General features: G+C 46.0%; 18 protein-coding genes. 1 reads left to right on the top strand and 17 read right to left on the bottom strand.

Annotated features, from left to right (window positions below):
• Together AC1DVJ_RS11380 and AC1DVJ_RS11375 are read right to left on the bottom strand one after the other, a co-directional pair.
• A complete protein-coding gene (locus AC1DVJ_RS11380) occupies positions 1 to 960 on the bottom strand; it encodes an acetylxylan esterase (protein ID WP_477590761.1) in 960 nt (319 codons plus the stop codon).
• A gap of 24 nt (positions 961 to 984) precedes the next feature.
• The gene (locus AC1DVJ_RS11375) at positions 985 to 2631 is read right to left on the bottom strand and encodes a hypothetical protein (RefSeq protein WP_477590760.1); all 1647 of its coding nucleotides are present in this window, start codon (positions 2629 to 2631) and stop codon (positions 985 to 987) included.
• Positions 2632 to 2805: 174 nt separating this feature from the next.
• Here AC1DVJ_RS11375 and AC1DVJ_RS11370 point away from each other — a divergent pair, with 174 nt between their 5' ends.
• Positions 2806 to 2979, top strand: coding sequence for a hypothetical protein (locus AC1DVJ_RS11370; RefSeq protein WP_477590759.1), 174 nt, complete (start codon positions 2806 to 2808; stop codon positions 2977 to 2979).
• Between the two features lie 395 nt (positions 2980 to 3374).
• Here AC1DVJ_RS11370 and ald read toward each other — a convergent pair whose 3' ends face one another.
• The 15 genes from ald to AC1DVJ_RS11295 form a co-directional block, all read right to left on the bottom strand.
• A complete protein-coding gene (ald, locus tag AC1DVJ_RS11365; protein ID WP_477590758.1) occupies positions 3375 to 4490 on the bottom strand; it encodes an alanine dehydrogenase in 1116 nt (371 codons plus the stop codon).
• 122 nt (positions 4491 to 4612) lie between these two features.
• Positions 4613 to 6259, bottom strand: coding sequence for a PucR family transcriptional regulator (locus AC1DVJ_RS11360; protein WP_477590756.1), 1647 nt, complete (start codon positions 6257 to 6259; stop codon positions 4613 to 4615).
• Between the two features lie 185 nt (positions 6260 to 6444).
• Positions 6445 to 7602 carry a DUF2264 domain-containing protein gene (locus tag AC1DVJ_RS11355; protein WP_477590754.1) on the bottom strand — a complete coding sequence of 386 codons (1158 nt, stop codon included), beginning with the start codon at positions 7600 to 7602 and terminating at the stop codon, positions 6445 to 6447.
• Entirely contained in the window at positions 7595 to 8716 is a 1122-nt protein-coding gene (locus AC1DVJ_RS11350; protein WP_477590753.1) for a glycoside hydrolase family 88 protein, read from the bottom strand. The genes AC1DVJ_RS11355 and AC1DVJ_RS11350 overlap by 8 nt, the downstream gene beginning before the upstream one ends.
• Before the next feature lie 555 nt (positions 8717 to 9271).
• On the bottom strand, positions 9272 to 10054 hold the full coding sequence (locus tag AC1DVJ_RS11345) for an SDR family NAD(P)-dependent oxidoreductase (RefSeq protein WP_477590751.1): 783 nt from the start codon (positions 10052 to 10054) through the stop codon (positions 9272 to 9274).
• A 170-nt stretch (positions 10055 to 10224) separates the two neighbouring features.
• The gene (locus AC1DVJ_RS11340; protein WP_477590749.1) at positions 10225 to 11310 is read right to left on the bottom strand and encodes a Gfo/Idh/MocA family protein; all 1086 of its coding nucleotides are present in this window, start codon (positions 11308 to 11310) and stop codon (positions 10225 to 10227) included.
• A gap of 178 nt (positions 11311 to 11488) precedes the next feature.
• Positions 11489 to 12154, bottom strand: coding sequence for a hypothetical protein (locus AC1DVJ_RS11335; RefSeq protein ID WP_477590748.1), 666 nt, complete (start codon positions 12152 to 12154; stop codon positions 11489 to 11491).
• Positions 12155 to 12251: 97 nt separating this feature from the next.
• The gene (gene glpX / locus AC1DVJ_RS11330) at positions 12252 to 13217 is read right to left on the bottom strand and encodes a class II fructose-bisphosphatase (protein WP_477590746.1); all 966 of its coding nucleotides are present in this window, start codon (positions 13215 to 13217) and stop codon (positions 12252 to 12254) included.
• A 46-nt stretch (positions 13218 to 13263) separates the two neighbouring features.
• A complete protein-coding gene (locus tag AC1DVJ_RS11325) occupies positions 13264 to 14067 on the bottom strand; it encodes a pyruvate, water dikinase regulatory protein (protein WP_477590745.1) in 804 nt (267 codons plus the stop codon).
• A gap of 16 nt (positions 14068 to 14083) precedes the next feature.
• The gene (locus AC1DVJ_RS11320; protein WP_477590917.1) at positions 14084 to 14689 is read right to left on the bottom strand and encodes a helix-turn-helix transcriptional regulator; all 606 of its coding nucleotides are present in this window, start codon (positions 14687 to 14689) and stop codon (positions 14084 to 14086) included.
• A 187-nt stretch (positions 14690 to 14876) separates the two neighbouring features.
• Complete coding sequence (locus AC1DVJ_RS11315) at positions 14877 to 15785, bottom strand: DMT family transporter (protein ID WP_477590744.1); 909 nt, start codon at positions 15783 to 15785, stop codon at positions 14877 to 14879.
• A 204-nt stretch (positions 15786 to 15989) separates the two neighbouring features.
• Positions 15990 to 16493, bottom strand: a complete 504-nt coding sequence (locus AC1DVJ_RS11310; protein WP_477590743.1) for a hypothetical protein — start codon at positions 16491 to 16493, stop codon at positions 15990 to 15992.
• 204 nt (positions 16494 to 16697) lie between these two features.
• Positions 16698 to 18248 (bottom strand): ABC transporter substrate-binding protein, encoded by a 1551-nt coding sequence (locus AC1DVJ_RS11305; protein ID WP_477590741.1) that lies wholly within the window; start codon positions 18246 to 18248, stop codon positions 16698 to 16700.
• A gap of 87 nt (positions 18249 to 18335) precedes the next feature.
• The gene (locus tag AC1DVJ_RS11300; protein ID WP_477590739.1) at positions 18336 to 19244 is read right to left on the bottom strand and encodes a carbohydrate ABC transporter permease; all 909 of its coding nucleotides are present in this window, start codon (positions 19242 to 19244) and stop codon (positions 18336 to 18338) included.
• A 14-nt stretch (positions 19245 to 19258) separates the two neighbouring features.
• The coding region (locus tag AC1DVJ_RS11295; protein ID WP_477590738.1) for an ABC transporter permease subunit at positions 19259 to 19926 on the bottom strand (668 nt) is incomplete at its 5' end.

Genomic DNA, 19926 nt, shown 5'->3' with positions numbered 1-19926 from the left:
TTAAAGATCCAACATAAATTGGAGAGTCAAATCACCGAAGCCTGGTAATCCTTCATGACCGAAATCAGGGAAGATTTCTAGCTTCTTATTAGATGTGATCTTATTGTATGCTGCAAATTGTGTAGACGGAGGACAAACGGTGTCCATGAGACCTACAGCCATCATCACATCACCTTGAATACGATTCGCTAAGTTTTGAATATCGATGTAGCCCAATTTCGTGAAGTATTCTTCCTCACGTTTGTGCTGCGGGTCATGACGGCGGAAGAAGTCCTTCAACTCTTGATAAGCATCCTTCGCCAAATCCATCTCCCACACGCGCTTATAGTCACTGAGGAAAGGGTACATAGGTGCTAATTTCTTAATGCGTGGCTCCAATGCTGCACAAGCAATCGTCAAAGCTCCGCCTTGCGATCCCCCCATCGCACCTACACGTGCAGGGTCAACCTCAGGCATACTCATCGCAATCCCTGCAAGCTGTGCGGTATCCAAGAAAATATCACGGAATAAGAGCTGATCCGGATGATCGTCCAAACCACGAACAATGTGTCCTCTTAATGTCGTCCCTTTAGATCCGCCAACATCCTCAGAGAATCCGCCTTGACCGCGGCAATCCATGGAGAAGAAGGAATATCCTAGCGCTGCATAGGCAAGCTTATCGTTCCAATCCCCCGAATTGCCTGAATATCCATGAAACTGAACGATAGCTGGATGCGGCTCAGTTACATGCTTCGGACGAATATATTTCGCGTAAATACGAGCTCCCTTAACGCCTGTGAAATACAGATCAAAGCAGTCTGCATACGGTACTTGAAATTCACTTGGGCGAAGCTCGATTGGGGGATCTACCGCCTTCATTTCAGCGATGGCACGCTCCCAGTACGCATCAAAGTCTTCGGGTCTTGGATTTCGCCCTTCGTACGTGAGAAGCTTTTCTAAAGGATAATCAATTGCTGGCATGTGTCCATCCTCATTTCTATGAATTTAAGCGACCGTATAGGAAGTGAAATCGATGGATTCACCATCGACAAGTCTAATGATTTCCTTTGTTGGATCGCTGCTTAACAACAATGTTTGGTTATTCAAAGAATGGTAAGTGATTGTGTGATTTGCTTCGTATGTAGGTTGCTTGCCCTTCATCATCGCTGCAAATTGATGGACATCGCTAATTCCGTGTGACTCAGCTGTTGCAAGATCAATACATTCGACGACGACTGCATTCGTTCTACCACGGCTCGTTACAAAGCAGCGATCCTCAAGAATCTCACGGGTGTACGGTTGTTGGATGAATACAGCCATAAGGACGTTTCCTATGCGTCCAAAAAGTCCGCCTGACGCCTCCACCCATTCTCCTAAAGGTAAGCATCCTTTGATGTATGAAGGCTTATCTTCAGGCATGGAATAAGATGCCATGATGACATTCCGATGAAAAAGTACTTCTGTGTATTCGCTTTGATGCCGTAAATCTCCTTCAGGCTGTTCCAGATCCGGATGGAAAAAATAGGCATGATTCACGCCTGACATGTGATCGAGCGGGAAGGCAACGTCCCAGCGGTGCTGCTCGTTATCAAACTCGCGAATTCGTTCCCACATGCCGCCCATTGCAAAGCTCTCTGTGTGATACACGTAACTGTGTAATACGTCATTCTCATGCTCAGCTTGACTGATTTGCTTAGGAATTTGTCGTTTAATTTCAACAGGTACTGATGACCGATGCAGAGCAGTTTGAATGGCTTCTGAAGGTGCTTCATAAGCAAGGAAACCTGCATATTCGGTTCTTGGCATGTGTGCTGGCAGCTTGAAATCCCCGAATTGTACGTAATCGTGCAGCACATTCGTATCCTTGGGCATATCATGCGGCCAAATCCGCGAGTGCGGACCTGTCCATGCACCACCAAGGTAAAAGGTTGCGCGCTGGTTCCAGAGGTAATCCAATAACCGAGCTAGCTCGGTTCGAATCTCTGCATCTTGCGTTAGTTGCCAAGCGCAGGTAAAAGCTTGCACCCAATGCCAGAACCAAGGAAGTCCGCCGTACTCCGACATTCCTTTGGTAGTGACGCGTGCAAGGGTCAATCGCAAACTTTCGTATCCATCGTTAAGTAGAGCGGCATCCTCATAGCGTTGTCCGAAAATCAGCTTTGCTGCCGTATATTTGGCTTCATGGTGACTATAAGATGTAATTGGCTTCCTATAAAAGTTGCTGTCATAAATATGCCGGAGTGAGTTATCAAAAGCCGCGCGTAGGGCATCACTCATCTGTTCTTGATATCGCTGAGCAAAATAAACCATCAAGCTGCCCATGAGTTCAACGGGTAAAGTGTTCTTCTTCGCCTCTTGTGGCGTAGGTCTTAAGTTTAGCGGCCAATGACCGTAAGTTCCGCTAGACGGATCTTGATCTTGGATCTCAAGTAAATGACGGAAAACGCGCTCAGCTTTATCCTTTGCTTCTTTGCGATCACCTTCGAAAGCAATTGCCGGATCCACAGACGCGGCGAATAGATAGGAAGCGTAATAGAAATTATCGCGAACGTCCCCTTCGAAAAGAAACCCATTGCTCAAGACAGATTGGTTATAAGCTGCTGCCGCAATGTTAGCGATGATTTCGTCTTGTCGTTGCTGTATTGTAGTCAAATTGTCATCTCCTAGTTTGAAGCTTATGTAGATATATTCAGGGTAGCGATGAAGCTAAAATTATTAAATTGAAGCGTTTCACTTTTTCAATTTTATATGTTAATAAATGTAGCGTCAATGCGAATTTACTGGGTGAGGGATTAATTTGGCCAGAGTGTTGTTGGGGGTGCTAGATTGGGTTGGTGGGGTGGTGGATTTGATGAGGTTGGTAGGGTGCTGAATCAGCAGATCTTAGCAACACGTAGTAAGAAGCATGAGTTAACTGGAAAATGTACAGCTATTTTTGAGAATTCGTCCCGAAATCTCGATATAGATGGAAATCATGTAGCTAATTATTCCAGTTTATGATCAATTCTTCGAATACACTGGAAATAACTGTATAATTTCCATCTATTCGGTATTTGAACGGAAATCCCCAAGAATTAACTACATAAAACCCATTTATTTGCGGCATAGGCTGGTCAAGCTGAAACTTCCCTCTCTCCAGCACCTTCATCATTCAACAATCTCCATCAACATCGCAATTCAACTCCCCCAAACACTCGCACTTTATTGTCATTACTCTATTGTTCATGAATTTCTCTCAGTTCTTCTTTCACATCTCTAATCTTCTCTACTCCCCTTCACTGACTGCCTCCTCAATCCTGCTCCGGAAAGGCGAGAGTAATGTGAAATTAGGAGGAGAGTTGTGAGATGTGTAGTAAAAAGAACCTCCGCAAGCATGCGGAGGTTCTCTATATTTTCTATTGGATCAGCGAATAAATATCCGTATGCACATAACCATGCGCCTCAGCAACGGCTTGATACGTCACATGACCTTGTGCCACATTAATCCCTTTGGCAATGGCTTTATTATCGAGCGCTGCACGCGCGTAGCCTTTGCTGGCGATTTGAAGACCATAGCTCGTTGTCACATTCGTCAACGCCAATGTGGATGTACGTGCCACCGCTCCCGGCATGTTAGCTACGGCATAATGGATGACGCCATGCTTCACATAGGTTGGTTGATCGTGTGTAGTAATACGGTCGATCGTCTCGATCGAACCACCTTGATCAATGGCAACGTCAATGATCACGCTGCCTGGGCTCATCGTTTTAACCATATCCTCTGTCACGAGGCGAGGTGCGCGAGCACCTGGAATGAGCACGGCGCCAACGACCAAATCCGCACGACGTACGACTTCTGCAATGTTATAGGGATTGGACATGATCGTTTTCACCCGCCCCTGAAACTGATCATCCAATTGACGAAGACGGTCAGCATTCAAATCAATGATCGTCACATCAGCACCGAGGCCGACGGCCATTTTTGCTGCATTGGCACCGACGATTCCGCCACCGATGACAGCGACTTTACCTGGTTCAACGCCAGGGACACCGCCTAGCAGAATGCCTTTGCCGCCATGCGCTTTCTCCAAAAAGTGCGCACCGATCTGCACGGACATGCGTCCAGCCACTTCACTCATCGGCGTTAATAGCGGTAAGCTTCCGTTGTCGAGTTGGATGGTTTCATAGGCGATGGCTGTTACTTTTTTGCTAACCAATGCATGCGTCAATTCCGCCTCTGGTGCAAGGTGCAGATACGTGTACAATATCAATCCTTCATGAAAGTAACCATACTCCTCTGGAAGCGGCTCTTTCACTTTGACTACCATGTCAGATGACCATACCTCCGCTGCGTTTGCAACAATCGTCGCACCTGCTGCCGTATAATCCTCATCCGTGAAACCGATGCTATGCCCAGCTAATGTTTCGATTCTTACTTCATGTCCTGCATTTTTGTATGATAGCACCGAGCTTGGTGTCATGCCAACGCGAAACTCATTATTTTTTATTTCCTTAGGAACGCCAATTATCATGCCCCATCAACCTCTCTTGAGGACCCCATAACGAAAGGATCGCTCTCTACTTGTCTCCAAGTATAAGAGAGAACCGGGTAAGTTCCATTAGACATTTTGTCAAAAATTGACCGCTTTTCTTTTCACAATTTCTTCTCCGGATGCAGTAGCTGATAAGCCCTAATCCCTACTTGCAGCGCCAATCTTTTCTCAGGAAGCATATAATCGGCGCCTAGCAGCTCTTCGATTTTGTCCAAACGATAATACAGAGATTGTCTCACGATAAAAAGCTGCTGTGCAGCGATTTGCTTCGATCCATCATGGTCGAGATATACTTTAAGCGTTCGCAGCAGCTCACTGCCTTTCAGGCCATCATGGTCAATAATCGGGCCGAGATATGTGCGAATGAATGACTCCAGAATCGCCTTGTCTGCGATATGAAACAGCAGCTCAAATACGCCCAGTTCATCATGAAACATGATATTCTTCAGCTGCAGCGTGACCGTTAACGACAACGCTTGAAGCGCTTGCTGATAGCTGCGATGCGCTTGTAAGAAGCGTTGGTTCTGCTGTCCTATTCCGATTTTCAACCGAATCCCCTCGTTATCCTTCATCTCCTTAAGCGACTCAAATACATGCTGCAGCCGTTCCTTTGCAGGCTTCAAGGGAGCTTTATCGAACGCTACGACAATGAGTCTGTTATGTTTCAAAGTAATCAAGGGATGAAACAGCTGCCCCTCAAAAATCGATCGTGCCGAAAGCGACAAGTGTAACCCGGCAGATTCGATGCCGTCATCTTCTGTGGCTAGCCCGTCTTGTTCAAATTCGATCAATATGACCCGATAATCCAGCGAATTCAGCCGCTTAAATTCTGAACCGATCAGCACCTTGATCTGCTCTTCATCATGAATGCGCATATGGAGCAGATCATCAACCCACAGGGTTTGCGAGTACAATTTCCGCTCTTCCATGTAGCGTTTCCGCAACAAATCCTGCGCAATGGAAAGGGAGGCCGAATCCAGAATTAAATACTCATATTCCTGCGGCTTTCGATCAAGTACGAGCAAAATGTGCGCCCAGGTTTTGCCCATTGCGCCAACTGGCTGAACAATGACCGTTTGACCTTCTACATCTTCATGATACGGTCCAGCACTTAAACTTTCATTCCCGTTTTCTGCATAATGGCTTGCGAGAAAGGCTAGCCAATGCGCTGAGTCGCGCTTTCCGACAGGCGGAATGAACTTCGGCTGTGCATCGACAGGCACATAAATCACTTGGCCTTTGGTGCTGCTTTGTAGGAGAGCTAACACATGCGTGACACCTTGGGAGGATAAGGTCAAACGATGAAATTCACGCGATATTTTTTCTAAATCCTGAAGAGCTTTATGGTGCTGATTAATAATATGAGCATGAATATCCTGTGTGATATCGATGAACCGTACAGCTTCCGGGAAAATAATGAGCGGAAAATCATGCGCCTCAGCCRCATCCATCCACGCTTGCGGAACTGAACTGAGATAGTGCCCCATCTCGATACAGAGGCAGGTTACATTTCTATGGATTAACTGGTTTAGATAGGTCATGAATGACCCTGTATCGTTTTTGAAGGCAGCGCCAGTGGTTAGAATCATCTCCCCACCCTGCAGCAGCTGTTCAAACTGAATCACTTCGATGATGTGAACCCAGCGGACTAGGCGTCCTAAGCCCTTTTGGCCAGCCGCGATATAGGCATGTTGAAAGGAAGGTCGTTCCAATACCTCTTCAACGGTTAATTGATAGTGTTGATGCATGCAAAGTCACTTCTCTCTTCTCGATCTACGCGCCACACAAAGTTATCCACAATCTATCACTTATAGTAGATGTGGACAATAGAAATGAATGGCGATTTAATAATCCTTCTAGTCCTAAGTGTACACGAAAATGAGAGGGTATCCAAAAAGAAAAAGCTGTCGCAATGTGCGACAGCCCTCAACTTCTAATATAACGCTCTATCAATGGCAACCGTCTGACCTGTCCAAACCTGCTGAGAGGTCCATGGTGCATCCGCACCCTGCCAGAACTCGTCATCCGCTGCCAAGCCAAGCGGTAGAAAGACCGCAGAGCATAGGTATAAGCTTCCCGTCGAAATATAGGGCTCGCCTAGCTCTGGTTGATGACCACAAAGTCCAATTACCAACCAACCGCCTTCATCGAAGGTGCCTGGTGCTTCACTCAACCTGCGGATAACAGCCGTCAAGGCACCGCGCACTTGAGCTGGTGAAACGCCAACGGGCAGTTCGCGTCGCAGCGCCGTCTGCGCCAGCGCTTGAAACGCGCCGAAGCGATAAGCTAACGAGCGGCCAATCACTGGAAAGGTGCCCTCAGGTGAAATCATCCGTTCCTGAACAGCCGCATAGCGTTGCGCCCGCTTCAGGATGTTCTCACGCATTTTACCCCAATCCTCATAATGCACTTGCACATGCTCGATAATATCCACCAGCATCGGCTGAATAACGAAGCTGTTGTAATAATCCGCATGATAGTCAACGCCATCACCGTACATGCCGTCTCCTAGATACCACTGCTCATGCTGCTTCAATGCAAAGTCAACACGCATGTGATCCCAGTCCTCGCCCATGACGCCAAGCGCGGTTTCAGTCATTGCTGCGAATAGCAGCCAGTTATTGAAGCCTGGCTTGTGTGTCCGTGAGGATTTCATCGCAGCAGCGAGATTCGCTTTAACATGCGCATCTAAGCTATGCCATAGTGTGTTAGGAGCTCGCAATATGGCATGCGCCAGAAAGGCGGTATCCACAATTGGCTGCATACCCTGAGCGAAGTTTAAGAAATCAGGCGATTCTGGATCCGTTGCCGCATCCATAGCTTCGCGAGCTAACTTGCCATACGCTAGACGGAGTTCTTCTTCCTCCGCATTCAGCGCAGGCGTTTCCAACCACGGCGCCAAACCAACAAGTGTACGAGCGAATGCTTCAAGGTGCGTGAATTGACGTTGCTCTTCTTTTTTACATTCCACGGGCATCGTGGCACGTAGTTTTCTAGCCGCAAGCCCCCTAAGAACAGGCTCTGCTATGTGCAGCATCGTCTGTATCCAATAGGAACGATCCGAGCTTCCTGCTGTGTGTGAGTTACTCATACCAGTACCCCTTAAAGCCTTTTTCCAAACGAAGCAGTGCTTCCAAATAGTAGTAGTCGCCCCAGATCACGTAGTCATCCGGTGCTGCGCCACCGCGCACGCTGTATGAACCGCGCTCAAGCAAACCTTGTGCATCCGGCTTACCAATAGTTGCGTAGGATTTAACTAATCCAGCCATTGAACGTTGAACGCTATTTTCCAAATACGCACGATCTGGATCATCCGCTGCCAAATGCTCCAATATTTCTAATGCACCCGCCGAAGCAATGGCAGAAGCTGAACTATCCCGCTTCGTTTCCGCATTTACTGGGGCATTGAAGTCCCAATACACAACGTCATCCTCAGGCAAACGCTCGAAGAAATATCGTGCTAATCGTTTGGCTGTCTCTAAGTAAAGCGGGTTTTTCGTATAGTGATACGAAAGCGCGAAGCCGTAAATTCCCCATGCTTGGCCCCTTGTCCACGTTGAACCATCTTGATAACCTTGATGCGTTCCACCACGCAGCGGTTCACCTGTTTCTTGGTCAAAATAGAAGGTGTGATAGGAAGAATCATCACCGCGTACCAAGTAGCGGCGCGACAAATCAGCATGGATAATAGCTACTTCTTTATATTTTACATCTCCAGTTTGTTCATATGCCCAGTACAGCAACGGTAAATTCAATAAGCAATCGATAATGATGCGCCCGCCATTTTTCTCGTCACCTTCAGGTCCCCACGCTTGAATATATTGGCCCTTTGGTCTCCAACGCTTCATCAGAACATCAGCAGCTTGCAAAGTAAGTTGCTTTGCGTTCTCATCCTTCTCAAGAATCCATTGCGCCTTCGAAGATAAGGAATAAAGAAAACCGATATCATGGTGATCTAAGACTACATGGTTCTCAAGTCTTTGTTTAAAGCTCGCAACCGTTTTCTGCGCGGCCTCTTGGAACACTTTATCCCCGCTATACTGATAGCTAAGCCACAAAATGCCTGACCAGAAGCCATCTGTCCAATCGGTATTCGGATTCAAATGATAAATATCGTTCTCACTGACATGAGGGAACTGATCCCCAAAACGCTCAATATTTACTTTTGTTTTCTGCAAAGCATCCTCAATTGCTTGTTTCCACATGTTAGAATCACTCCGTATCACTTGTTATAGGTTGCTCAATTCCTGTTTCAACTTCGCGAACAGTTAAACGTTTAACACTCACTTTCAGCTTAAATTGAAACGTTTAACCTGTCAAGCAAATTTAACAGATCATTCGTCTTTTGCGGACGGCATCATCCACTGATAAAACCTCTATCGAGGCCATTCAACGATGAGCGACCGCGTTAAGAGGTAGGTTTTATCGCCAAATAGAAAGACATTTTCGGGAACCGAAAACGTCTTTCTATTGTGGTAAAAAAAAATAGAACCATCCTCACATTTCTTACGTAGTACTATTCATGCATGACATTCTTTCATGGTTAGGGAGGTTTCTTGCTTATGACAATGACATTAGCTTTTCACCAAAACACTTCAATCCGGGACGCTATCTCTATGGTAGTCTGGTATCTTAGAAAGAAACGTAGACCGTAATTCCTTCCTTTCCCTAAGAAACATAGAAGAAGAACAAAGCCTATGGCTTTCCGTAATTGGAGAGACATAGGCTTTGTTGTTTGGGCCGGCTTGCCGGATTCGGATCTATAGTGCAGCGCCTTTACCGCCATCGATGTTCACAGAAGTTCCCGTGACGTAAGACGCGGCATCCGATGCCAAGAAGGTGATCACATTTGCCGCTTCCTCGGCATTACCGATACGACCGAGAGGAATATCATGTCGTGGATCGCTAGCAAATTCCTCCCAGGTCAGGTCTGGTGCGAGCCTTTTCCATGCCTTCTCAATTTGGTCACTGCGAATAGTTCCAATACACACCGTGTTCACACGAATCTGAGCCGCGCCCAGATCCTTGCTCATCGCATTGGTTAAGGCCAATCCAGCAGCTCTGCTGACGGAAGTTGGGAGCGATGAAGCTGGGGGTGTTTTGGCTGCGGATGTCGTAATATTCACGATCGAGCCGCCGCCTGCCTCACGCATATGCGGAATGGCAAATTGCGAGCAATGAATCGCCCCGAATAATTTCAACTCTAAATCCTGGCGCCACACCTCCGTGCTGACCTGCTCAAACGGTGCTGCAGCTGCCGTTCCTGCATTATTCACAAGAATATGTAAACCGCCAAAACGACGAACGGTCTCTTCAATGGCACGCTGACAATCGGCTTCCGACGTCACGTCTGCTTGGATCGTGAGTACTTCACCTTCAGTCAAATTGGCAATTTGGATAGCGGCTTCACGAAGCTGATCTTCATTACGTGCGAGTATAGCCACTTTCGCCCCTTCACGTGATAGCGATATGGCTGTTGCAAGCCCGATTCCTTTGCTGCCTCCTGTGATTAAGGCGACCTTATCTTGTAAGCCTAAATGCATTGCTCTCGCTTCCTTTCTTTCGATAAGTTTCCCTCAATAACTGAATAAGTTCTACACCAAGTTAAGCATACGTCAACTCGATGCCAATTTTCAAATCTCATGGATTACTCACTACGACAAAAAACCATCAGGGCCGATCATCCTMATGGTTTTCGTATCTAAATTGACTGCTATTGATTTAAATAAACAGCCTTGCCCGTACGTGCAGACTCATAAATGGCTTCAAGAATTTGTGAAACTACATACGCTTGCTCTGGTGTTACAACTGGCTCAATATCTTGGTCAATCGCATTGATCCAAGCACGCATTTCTTTATCTGCAGCACTTTCACTTGCCCCATCATAGAAAGCAACGCCGCCTGCTTTCAAATCAACCTCGGTTGTATATAGTCGGCTATGCTTCTCACCATTGATGCGAAGTCCGCCTTTCATGTCCGCTCCACCCTCCGTACCGCTTAACGAACACTTTGCTTCGTCTACTTCGAGGGTATTTAATGCCCAGCTGGATTCAAGGATAATCGTCGCGCCATTCTCCATCACGATCATCCCGAAAGCGGAATCCTCAACAGTAAACTTACTTGGATCCCATGGTCCCCAAGCGTTAGCAGCGTTTTCTTTCTGGGACAATTCATGATAGGACGTGCCTAATACAACCTTCGGCTTATAGTTATCCATCATCCAAAGTGTAAGATCTAACGCATGTGTTCCAATGTCGATTAACGGACCTCCACCTTGCTTCTCTTCATCTAGGAAAACACCCCATGTCGGTACAGCACGACGACGAATCGCATGCGCTTTAGCGAAATAAATGTGCCCTAGCTCACCTTCCGCACATACGTTTTTCAAATGCTGACTATCCGCGCGGAAACGGTTGTTATAGCCAATGGTCAACTTTTTACCCGTGCGTTTCGCTGTTTCAACCATGCGTCTCGCATCTTCGGCTGTCTTCGCCATCGGCTTCTCACACATAACATGCTTGCCTGCCTCAAGTGCAGCGATCGCAATTTCCGCATGTGAAATATTTGGTGTTAATACATGTACAATGTCAATTGTGGCATCCTGCAATACTTCTTTATAATCCTCGCACACGAGTGCGCCTTCAATCCCATATTTCGCTGCAGCTGTTTCTGCACTCTCTTGAATAATGTCACAAAATGCGACTAATTCAACATTAGTCAGCTTGCTCAAACTTGGCAAATGCTTACCATTCGCGATTCCACCGCAACCAATAATTCCAATTCGATACTTACGTGACATGTGAAGACCTCCAGTAGGTTTTTTCCTTGCATTCAACTATATGATATACAGACAACTTTCTTTAATGTAGCACAGTAAAACGCTTATTTTTAGTCTAACTTTCGGACAAGGATACTCAGAAAATACGACACGACAAAAAACCAGGAGAATTCCTCCCCTGGCACCGCCTCACCCAACCTTAACTACCCCCTGCCCGCTTCTGGGCATCCTCCATATAGCTCCGGTAGAGCTGTTCATTCGGTTGCTCCCGTGTTAAATCCTCGTAGTAGCGAGCGACCTTTTGAAAATAATAGGCATGCACCTCACTGGTTGGCACCAGTCGATGCGGCTCCCAACGATAGGTCTCCACGCGATACGCCTGACCTTGCTCCTGCGTCCAGAGCGCGATTTCACAAAGTCCATCCGGACCGTTTCGTGTCGGCATATCTTCAATTTCCAATTGTGAATAAGTCGTGCCAGGAGGTATTACACGTTGAAATCCTGTTTGCGTCCATTGAATAATATCCAGCTCTGCTGATGGTTCTTCGTCTCGTTGCCAGCCGATGATGACATCCCAGCCTTCTTTCCGTGACACAGGAGCTGCTGCAAAATCCTTCACAGCCTGCCCTCTGCCTGTAGACGCCGACCCAATCGGGAACCAATTGCCGGAATACTCCTTCAAGGAGAATAAATATTGACTATCTAAATATCTATATAGGGCTGTGATTTCTGGAAATCCATCCCCATCCACATCGGCGTAAAGTATCGCCGCGGGATTCCCCTCCTGCTGCAGCACGACAATCTCGGCCTCCTGAGGTATACAGCTGCGGACGACGGAAAGAAAATCAATTGAAGACAAGCTCATGGTTATCCCTCTTTTCGCATCTTCTCAACACAAGTATATGCGGAGGGGAACTTGGCACATGTATAGCTTCATGATGGCTGATAAGATGTTTAGCGGATTAGGCGCTGCCGCGTTGCTCATTATGCAGCTGGTGAACACATTGGATAAACCGTACGGTCTGGGTTTGCGCTCTCATCACGACGGAATGGGTTTGTACACGACCACCCCAACCATATTTGACACCGTTTAAGAAATCGCCGGATGTTACCCCTGTTGCTGCGAAGATGATATCAGAATCTCCTACAAGATCTGCCATTTTTAGAACTTTTGATGGATCGGAAATCCCCATTTTTAGACAACGAAGGCGTTCCTCCTCATTCTCCGGCAGCAGTCGTCCTTGCAACTCCCCGCCCATGCAACGCAAGGCAGCCGCTGCAAGCACACCCTCAGGAGCACCTCCTGAGCCAACATGTAGATCTACACCAGTCTCTGGGAAGGCTACCGCCATCGCACCGGCTACATCGCCGTCACTAAGCAAATAAATTTTGACACCTAGCTTGCGCAGGATCATGATGTGCTCCGCATGCCGATTACGATCAAGAATGGAGACTGTAAGCTCGGAGAGATCCTTATGCAGGATGCTTGCTGCTTTCTGAATGGTCACCTCTAGAGGGTCATCGAGACTCAGCTTGCCAGCCAAGCGTGGCCCTACGGCCAGCTTCGCCATATACATATCCGGTGCATGGAGGAGATTACCCTTCTCCGCAATAGCAACAACGGACAGTGCATTGTTACGCCCGCTTGCTACAATATCTGTTCCCTCTAACGGATCAACCGCCACATCATATTCAGGACCGATTCCACTGCCAACCTCTTCACCGATATAAAGCATGGGAGCTTCATCCATTTCCCCTTCACCAATGACGACTGTCCCGCGAAAAGGTACAGCGCTAAAATATTCACGCATCGCAGTAGTTGCAGCCCCATCCGCATCGATCTTATTCCCTTTTCCTGTCCAGCTGGCCGAGGCGATGGCTGCGGCCTCCGTTACCCGTACGATTTCCAACGACAAGTCTCTTTGCATACGCGCTCCATCCTCTCGAATTGGTTTGTTTATGTTGTTTGATGCGTTAAGATCTTTCCTCCAAGATTAAGCCTGCCGTTTCCTCAATCGCTTTCTCACTCACATCAATAACCGAACAACCCAACTCGCGATACAACCTCATGGCAAAAGCCATTTCTTCTTCCACACGCTCTTTCGTCGCATATTTGGCACCAAAAGGAAGTCCAACAGCTTTCAATCGTTCTGTACGAATCCCAATCAATTTATCCGCACTCATCGTGAGTCCGACCAATTTTTTCGGGTCCAGCTCATATAATATCGCAGGCGGTTTAACCTCTGGAACAAGAGGATAGTTCGATACCTTATATCCTTTGTGCGCCAAATAGATGCTAAGCGGTGTCTTCGAGGTTCGTGACGGTCCTATAAGTACGATATCCGCTTGTTTCATGGTGCTAGGATCCTTGCCATCATCACTATTGACGGTAAACTCAACAGCTTCAACCCGTTGATAATACTGTTCATCTAGCTGATAGAGCAGTCCCACTTTACGTTTAGGCGAGTCCTTAAACGTATCAATGAAGGCTTGCATCATGGGTCCCATAATATCGATCGCATTCACGTTCAGTCGGATGGCTTCCTGTCGCATCATTTCTCTAAGCTCTGGAAGCACGAGGGTGTAGGCGATAAAACCCTTCAGCCGTGAAGCTTCTTCTACGATCACACGCACTTCGTCTTCCGTTCGGATGGAGCCGACCCTCTTGACGACAACCTGACTTGCATTAAACTGTCTAATCGTTGCTTGAACAACCGTGTTTGCTGTCTCTCCTACCGAATCCGAACATACGAAAATGGTATGCAGCTTCTCTCCCATGTAAGTTCCCCCTGATTTACGTACCCAGCGCTACATCCAGCAGCAATTTGGTCATCGTTGTTTTCGTAATTCGGCCTACCACTTCTAGTCCTTCACGGCCTTCAACTGTTTTGACGACAGGTAAGCTGTCAACTTCATGATGAATCATTTTCCGTGCTGCCTCCAACACACTATCGTCGGGCTTCACTGTAATAATGTTAGGCTGTCTGGTCATCACTAGGGATACTGGCATAGCTGTTGCCGTTGCATGTCCTAACGTTACCTTGAGTAAATCCTTGCGCGAGACGATTCCAGCAAGCGCACCCTCCGGATTCACAATCATCAGACTTCCCACGTTTTCGAGAAAAAGTGTAACGACTGCGTCGCTGACGGTTATCGTTTCATGAAGTAAAACAGGAATGCTCATCACATCCTTTACCTTCATAGACTCGATCATCTTGAATGGTGCGTGTACGTCGAGTGCTGCTGTTCCGAGAAAATAACCTACTTTGGGCTTAGCATCGATGTGCCTTAACATCACTAAGACAGCTAAGTCCGATCGAATGGTCGGTCGACTAATCCCCAACAGCTCAGCGATACGTTCCCCAGCAATAGGGGCATATTTAGCGACGAGATCAATAATTTCTAACTGGCGGGCTGTAAGCTCGATGATGTTTCCCTCCTAAAGCGATGAAATACCGTTATATAGTGTGTTCTATTTGTTATATATTGTACATTATATAACATTTATTCGAAATATAAAGTTGTTTATTGCCTAAATAAGAAAATATTATCACCTATTTCATGAAATAGACAAAAAAACTCCATGCCTACCTAGATGGTAGGAGGAGTTTCTTCATTGCCATATTCGTCATGTACACACCTAACACGATACAGAAGGCACCCAACAAATGATAGAGCTGTAACGACTCTCCAGTGAAGGTGGTTGCGAAAATCGCGCTAAACAACGGAATAAAGTTGAGGAAACCAGCACAACGCTGCGGACCGGCAAGCTCAATCGCTTTATTCCAGCTCAGGAAAGCTACGATGGACGCGAAGATGCCTACATACAATAACCCGCTCATTAAGGCAGGACTCCACGCCACATGGGGTGCCTTAATCATCCACTCGATGGACGAACTCGGCATCAACACGACAAGCGCAACGGTTATTTGCACCAGCAAAAAGGGACTTGCGGGGAAGCGTCCCGCCATCTTTTTCATACCAACCGAATATAATGCCCAACATAAGATGGCGATCAGCATGAACCAATCCCCTTTATTGACAGATAACCGGAGAAGTGCGGACAAATCCCCCTGACTAATGATCCAACACACACCTAGGATGGACACACCAATTCCCGGCAGTGCCCACCAAGCGAGTCTTTCTTTCATAACAGCCCAAGTGATTAAGACTACGAAAATAGGTGTCGCCGAATTCATTAAAGAGGCATTGATCGAGCCCGTGTATTGGACAGCGACATAGGTTAGTGAGTTAAATCCCGCTACACCTGTCAGGGAGAGGAACAGCACCATTTTCCAATGAGCTAGAAATTCATGTTTAAGCTGCCAAGCTGCTTTTCCAAAAAAGGGTAGTAAACATAAAAAAGCAATACTCCAGCGCCCCACTGCCAATGTGATAGGAGGAATATGTAAAACGAGAGCCTTACCTGCTACAAAGTTCCCTCCCCATATGCAAGTTGCGAGAATTAATAATAAATACGGAGAACGTTTCAGCATCGATGAGCTCCTTTGGGATTTACGAATACACTTGTCCAATTCTTAGGCATCAACAAGTTTACCATCTCCCCACAGCTCTTAACAACCGTTCGCTCCAATCTGATTGCCGATAAACTTACGAACGATAGGGTAGTAGGATTACTTGATGGCAGTCCTGTTGCTTCCTATAGACAAGATACTGCTGCAGGAGAACGCCCCAACATGCTACAGATCCTCATCCAGAAATTGAACCTCACAAAAACAACCGAGGGGAATCATTTCGCGCAAATAGTGAAGCATATTTCCCTTCTCGTGCTCTTCCATCCGCTTAAGCGAATCGAAATCAAAATGAATCATGCTATTGATGACGTCATAATGCTTAAAACGCAAACGCCCGTATTGAAATTGCCGATTGATCGCGGCTAGAATACCGTATTGATTCAAGTTCGTACGCAAAGCGGTTTGCACAATTGCAAGCGGTACTTCCTGCTGTAAAGGAACATTATCCGCTCTAACCGCGTTATACGCCTTTACTTGATAAACCGCATAAGGATATAAGTAAGCGTTTGCATACTTCTCTACGTTCAACGCATCTTGCTTAGTTAGCTGCAAATCCTCCGTCCAAGCATAGATTGTCGCCTTATATTTCTCTGAAGTGTGAATTCGAATGTACCTTAACTGGGGAAAGCGAGTTTTCACAAGCTGTTCAGATAATAGCCGTGTTCCCATCAAGATCACCTCTTTCGATCATGCCGTTGTGATAGTAGTATATGCATGAAAACAAAAACAGCTATCCTTTTATTTTGAAAAGGCGCAGCTGTCTTTGTCATTACATTTATATTCGGGGACTTGTCCTAATATGATATGGCGGCAAAATAGGACCGCCCCTGAAGGTCAAATGACCTTGAGAGACGGCCCCACTCGCTGCTCTTCTTACAAGCCTTTCGCTTTCAAGAAAGCTTGCCATTGCTTTGTCGTTTCTGCATCAATCTTATCTTGGCCTGCAGCTTTCAGCTTGTCGATATATTTCTGTAATTGCTCAGCAGGATCTACAGCACCTGTTTCAAGGGCAACTTGGAACTCGTTATCTACGGCGGTCACATTGGCAACCTCCGATTTAATAGTGTCTCTATTCACATCAAAACCGTAGGATGCCGGTACCATCGCGCTTTGGTTCAATTTAATCGTTTTGTCCCAGACATCTGGCGTTTGTGCACCTTTCAAGTAGGCATTAAATTGATTTCCGAACACCCAATCCACATTCGGCGCATAGCCGGAATCCTTGATCGGCTCAATATATTTATCATCTTTTTTCGTATAGTGCTTGCCTTCCAATCCATTCGAAATCAAGTTATATAACACTTTGTCTGTGTTGACAAGGTTAATGAACATTAGTGCGCGTTCTGGATTTTTGGACGTTTTGGAAATAACCTGCATAGCACTCGCAACACCTGTGAAGTAGGAATCGGAGATTGGCACATACACAACAGCGTTACCGCCATTATTTGCCATTTCATCCACTTCGCCGCCTGGTTTCGTTGTAAACTCAAGGCTTACTGCCACTTTTCCTTTTTTCTTAAGATCCGTAATGTTTTTCAATAGAGGCGCATCCTCGTTGATATAGCCAGCTTTTGACCAGTTGTGCATTGTAGTGAAGAAGTCTTTCTTATTTTGCAGCTGTTGAATTTTCGTAATTGACGTGTACGCTTTGTCATCCTTTTTGTAGGCAACCGCAAGTCCATCTGCCGCAACCAGATTCGGATCTGTATAAAGACCCCATGAGTTCTGCGCCATACCGAAAGGAATGACATCCTTTTCATTGTCCTTAATCGATTTCAAGAATGGCTCAATATCTTTATACGTCTTAATCGAATTAACATCCAACTTATACTTATCGACGAATTGTTTTTGGATCACGAGGCTCTTTGTTTTGGCTGCGATTTGATAAACCGGGAAGCCATAGACCTTGCCATCGGTCGCTTTCATATCAGGCCAGAATTTGTCCGGGATATTCTTACGCGCGTCTGGCGCATATTTGCTAATCATCGCATCGGTTAATTCCAGGAGTGCCCCTTTATCGATATTGGGTTGATAGCTCAATAGCCAATATTTCGAGCCCCACGCCAAATCGAATGCTTCACCAGATGCCATGATTGTATTCAATTTCGGATCATACTCATCAAATGAAAGAGGCTTCAAGTCAATCGTTGCATTGATTTTACTTTTCACGTATTTGTTGATTTCCTCATTCACGAGAGCCTGATCTTTCCCAGGCGGATTACTTGGATAATAAAATGTCAATTTAACTTCTGGCAGTGTACTTGGTGCAGGTGTTGCAGGAGTCGTAGTTGTCGTTGTTGCCGGTGTTGTAGCCGCAGGAGATGACGTTTCACTTGCCTTATCGGTCGTACAACCTGCTAACATTGTAAGACTTAGAATCGTAATGGCCATACTGCTCAGGTACGTTTTYTTACCATTTTTCAACCTACACACCTCCGGATTAATAACCCCTATTGTCATTATAACAAGTACAGAAGCAACCCTCACCTCCTCTCATAGCTCATTAGGAAACTAACTCTTTAAAGATCCTACCGTAATGCCTTTAACAAAGTACTTTTGGAAAAAAGGAAACAAAATCATCATCGGACCACCTGCTACTAGCGCCATGGCCATCCGAACAGATAAGGTCGGAAAGTTGGCAAACTGTAGTTTACTTGCAGCCTCAGCCAGAGGGGAATTCGCTAGAAATTCGATTTGCGATAAAATGCGAACAAGCAGCAACTGAAGCGGTACATATTTGTTATCATCAATAAATAGCAGCGCATTAAACCAGTCATTCCAATAGGCAAAAGAGATAAATAATCCAAGTGTCGCTAGCGCTGGCGTGGAGAGTGGAACGATAATACGATAGAAAATGCGAAACTCGCTTGATCCGTCGATCTTCGCCGACTCGATGATTTCCATCGATATTTTGTCCAGATAACTTTTCATAATAATCACATTGAAGGGATTCATCAGTAGCGGAATAATGAGTGCAAGAATGGAATTTTTCAAATGTAGATACTGGGTCATCAAGATGTAAAAAGGAATTGTCCCCCCATTGAACAACAAGGTGAAGAAAATATAAAACGTAAGCGAACGATGATAGCGAAAGTCTCGACGTGACATCGGATATGCCGTCAATGTCGTCAACAACAGTGAAAGCACTGTCCCCGCAATCGTAATGCCAATCGTAACCCCATATGATTTCAGCCAAATGTTTGGTGACTTCAAGACAATTCGGTACGCTTCCAAGCTGAACTCTTTCGGAATAAAGCGGTAACCATAATGAACTAAACTGTTTTCCGAAGTCAGCGACACCGCTATAACGAGCACAAAGGGGATGATCATCAGCAGGCATATCAGTGTGAAAAACACATGAATAAACCAAATTGAGGCTGGCTTTGCTGGCTTAACTGGTTTAGTTAATGTAAGTTCCATGTTGACTCTCCCCTTTAAAATAACGCGTTATCTTTATCAATGCGGCGAACTGCTGCATTCGCTGATACGATCGTAATTAACCCCACGACAGATTGCAGAAAGCCTACCGCTGCCCCTGAATTAATGTCCCCAAGCTTCGCCAGAGCACGATACACATACGTATCAATAATATCTGTCGTCGCCAAATTGGCACCCACATTATTCGGTACAAAGTAATGCAATCCGAAATCACCTCRGAAAATATTGCCTAAGCCTAGAATAAATACAATAATAATTAACGGCTTCATAAGCGGCAATGTAATGCGTAAGATCATCTGTAGACGTGAAGCACCATCTAATTTCGCAGCTTCGTAATATTCCGTGTTGATCCCGACGATACCCGCATAATAAATCAATGTCGAGAAGCCAACACCTTTCCATACAGCAACCACGGGCAGAATAAACAGCCAAGGCGTTGTCTCTAAATACCATTTATGAGGTGACAGCCCGATGGTTTGAAGCAAGCTATTGAGATACCCACCCTTATGCTCCAAGAAAGCATACGTAATATAACCTACCAATACTAATGAGATGAAATAAGGAAGAAATAATGTCGTTTGATACACTTTCACCATGCGACCGCTTACCTCATATAACAAAATAGATAAGACCAGCGCTGCAAGCGTTCCGAGGAGGATATACG

The sequence above is a fragment of the Paenibacillus sp. P4_A9 genome, from assembly GCF_056402415.1.
Note: the sequence above shows the minus strand (reverse complement) of the source record. Positions and strands in the feature narration are given on the sequence as shown.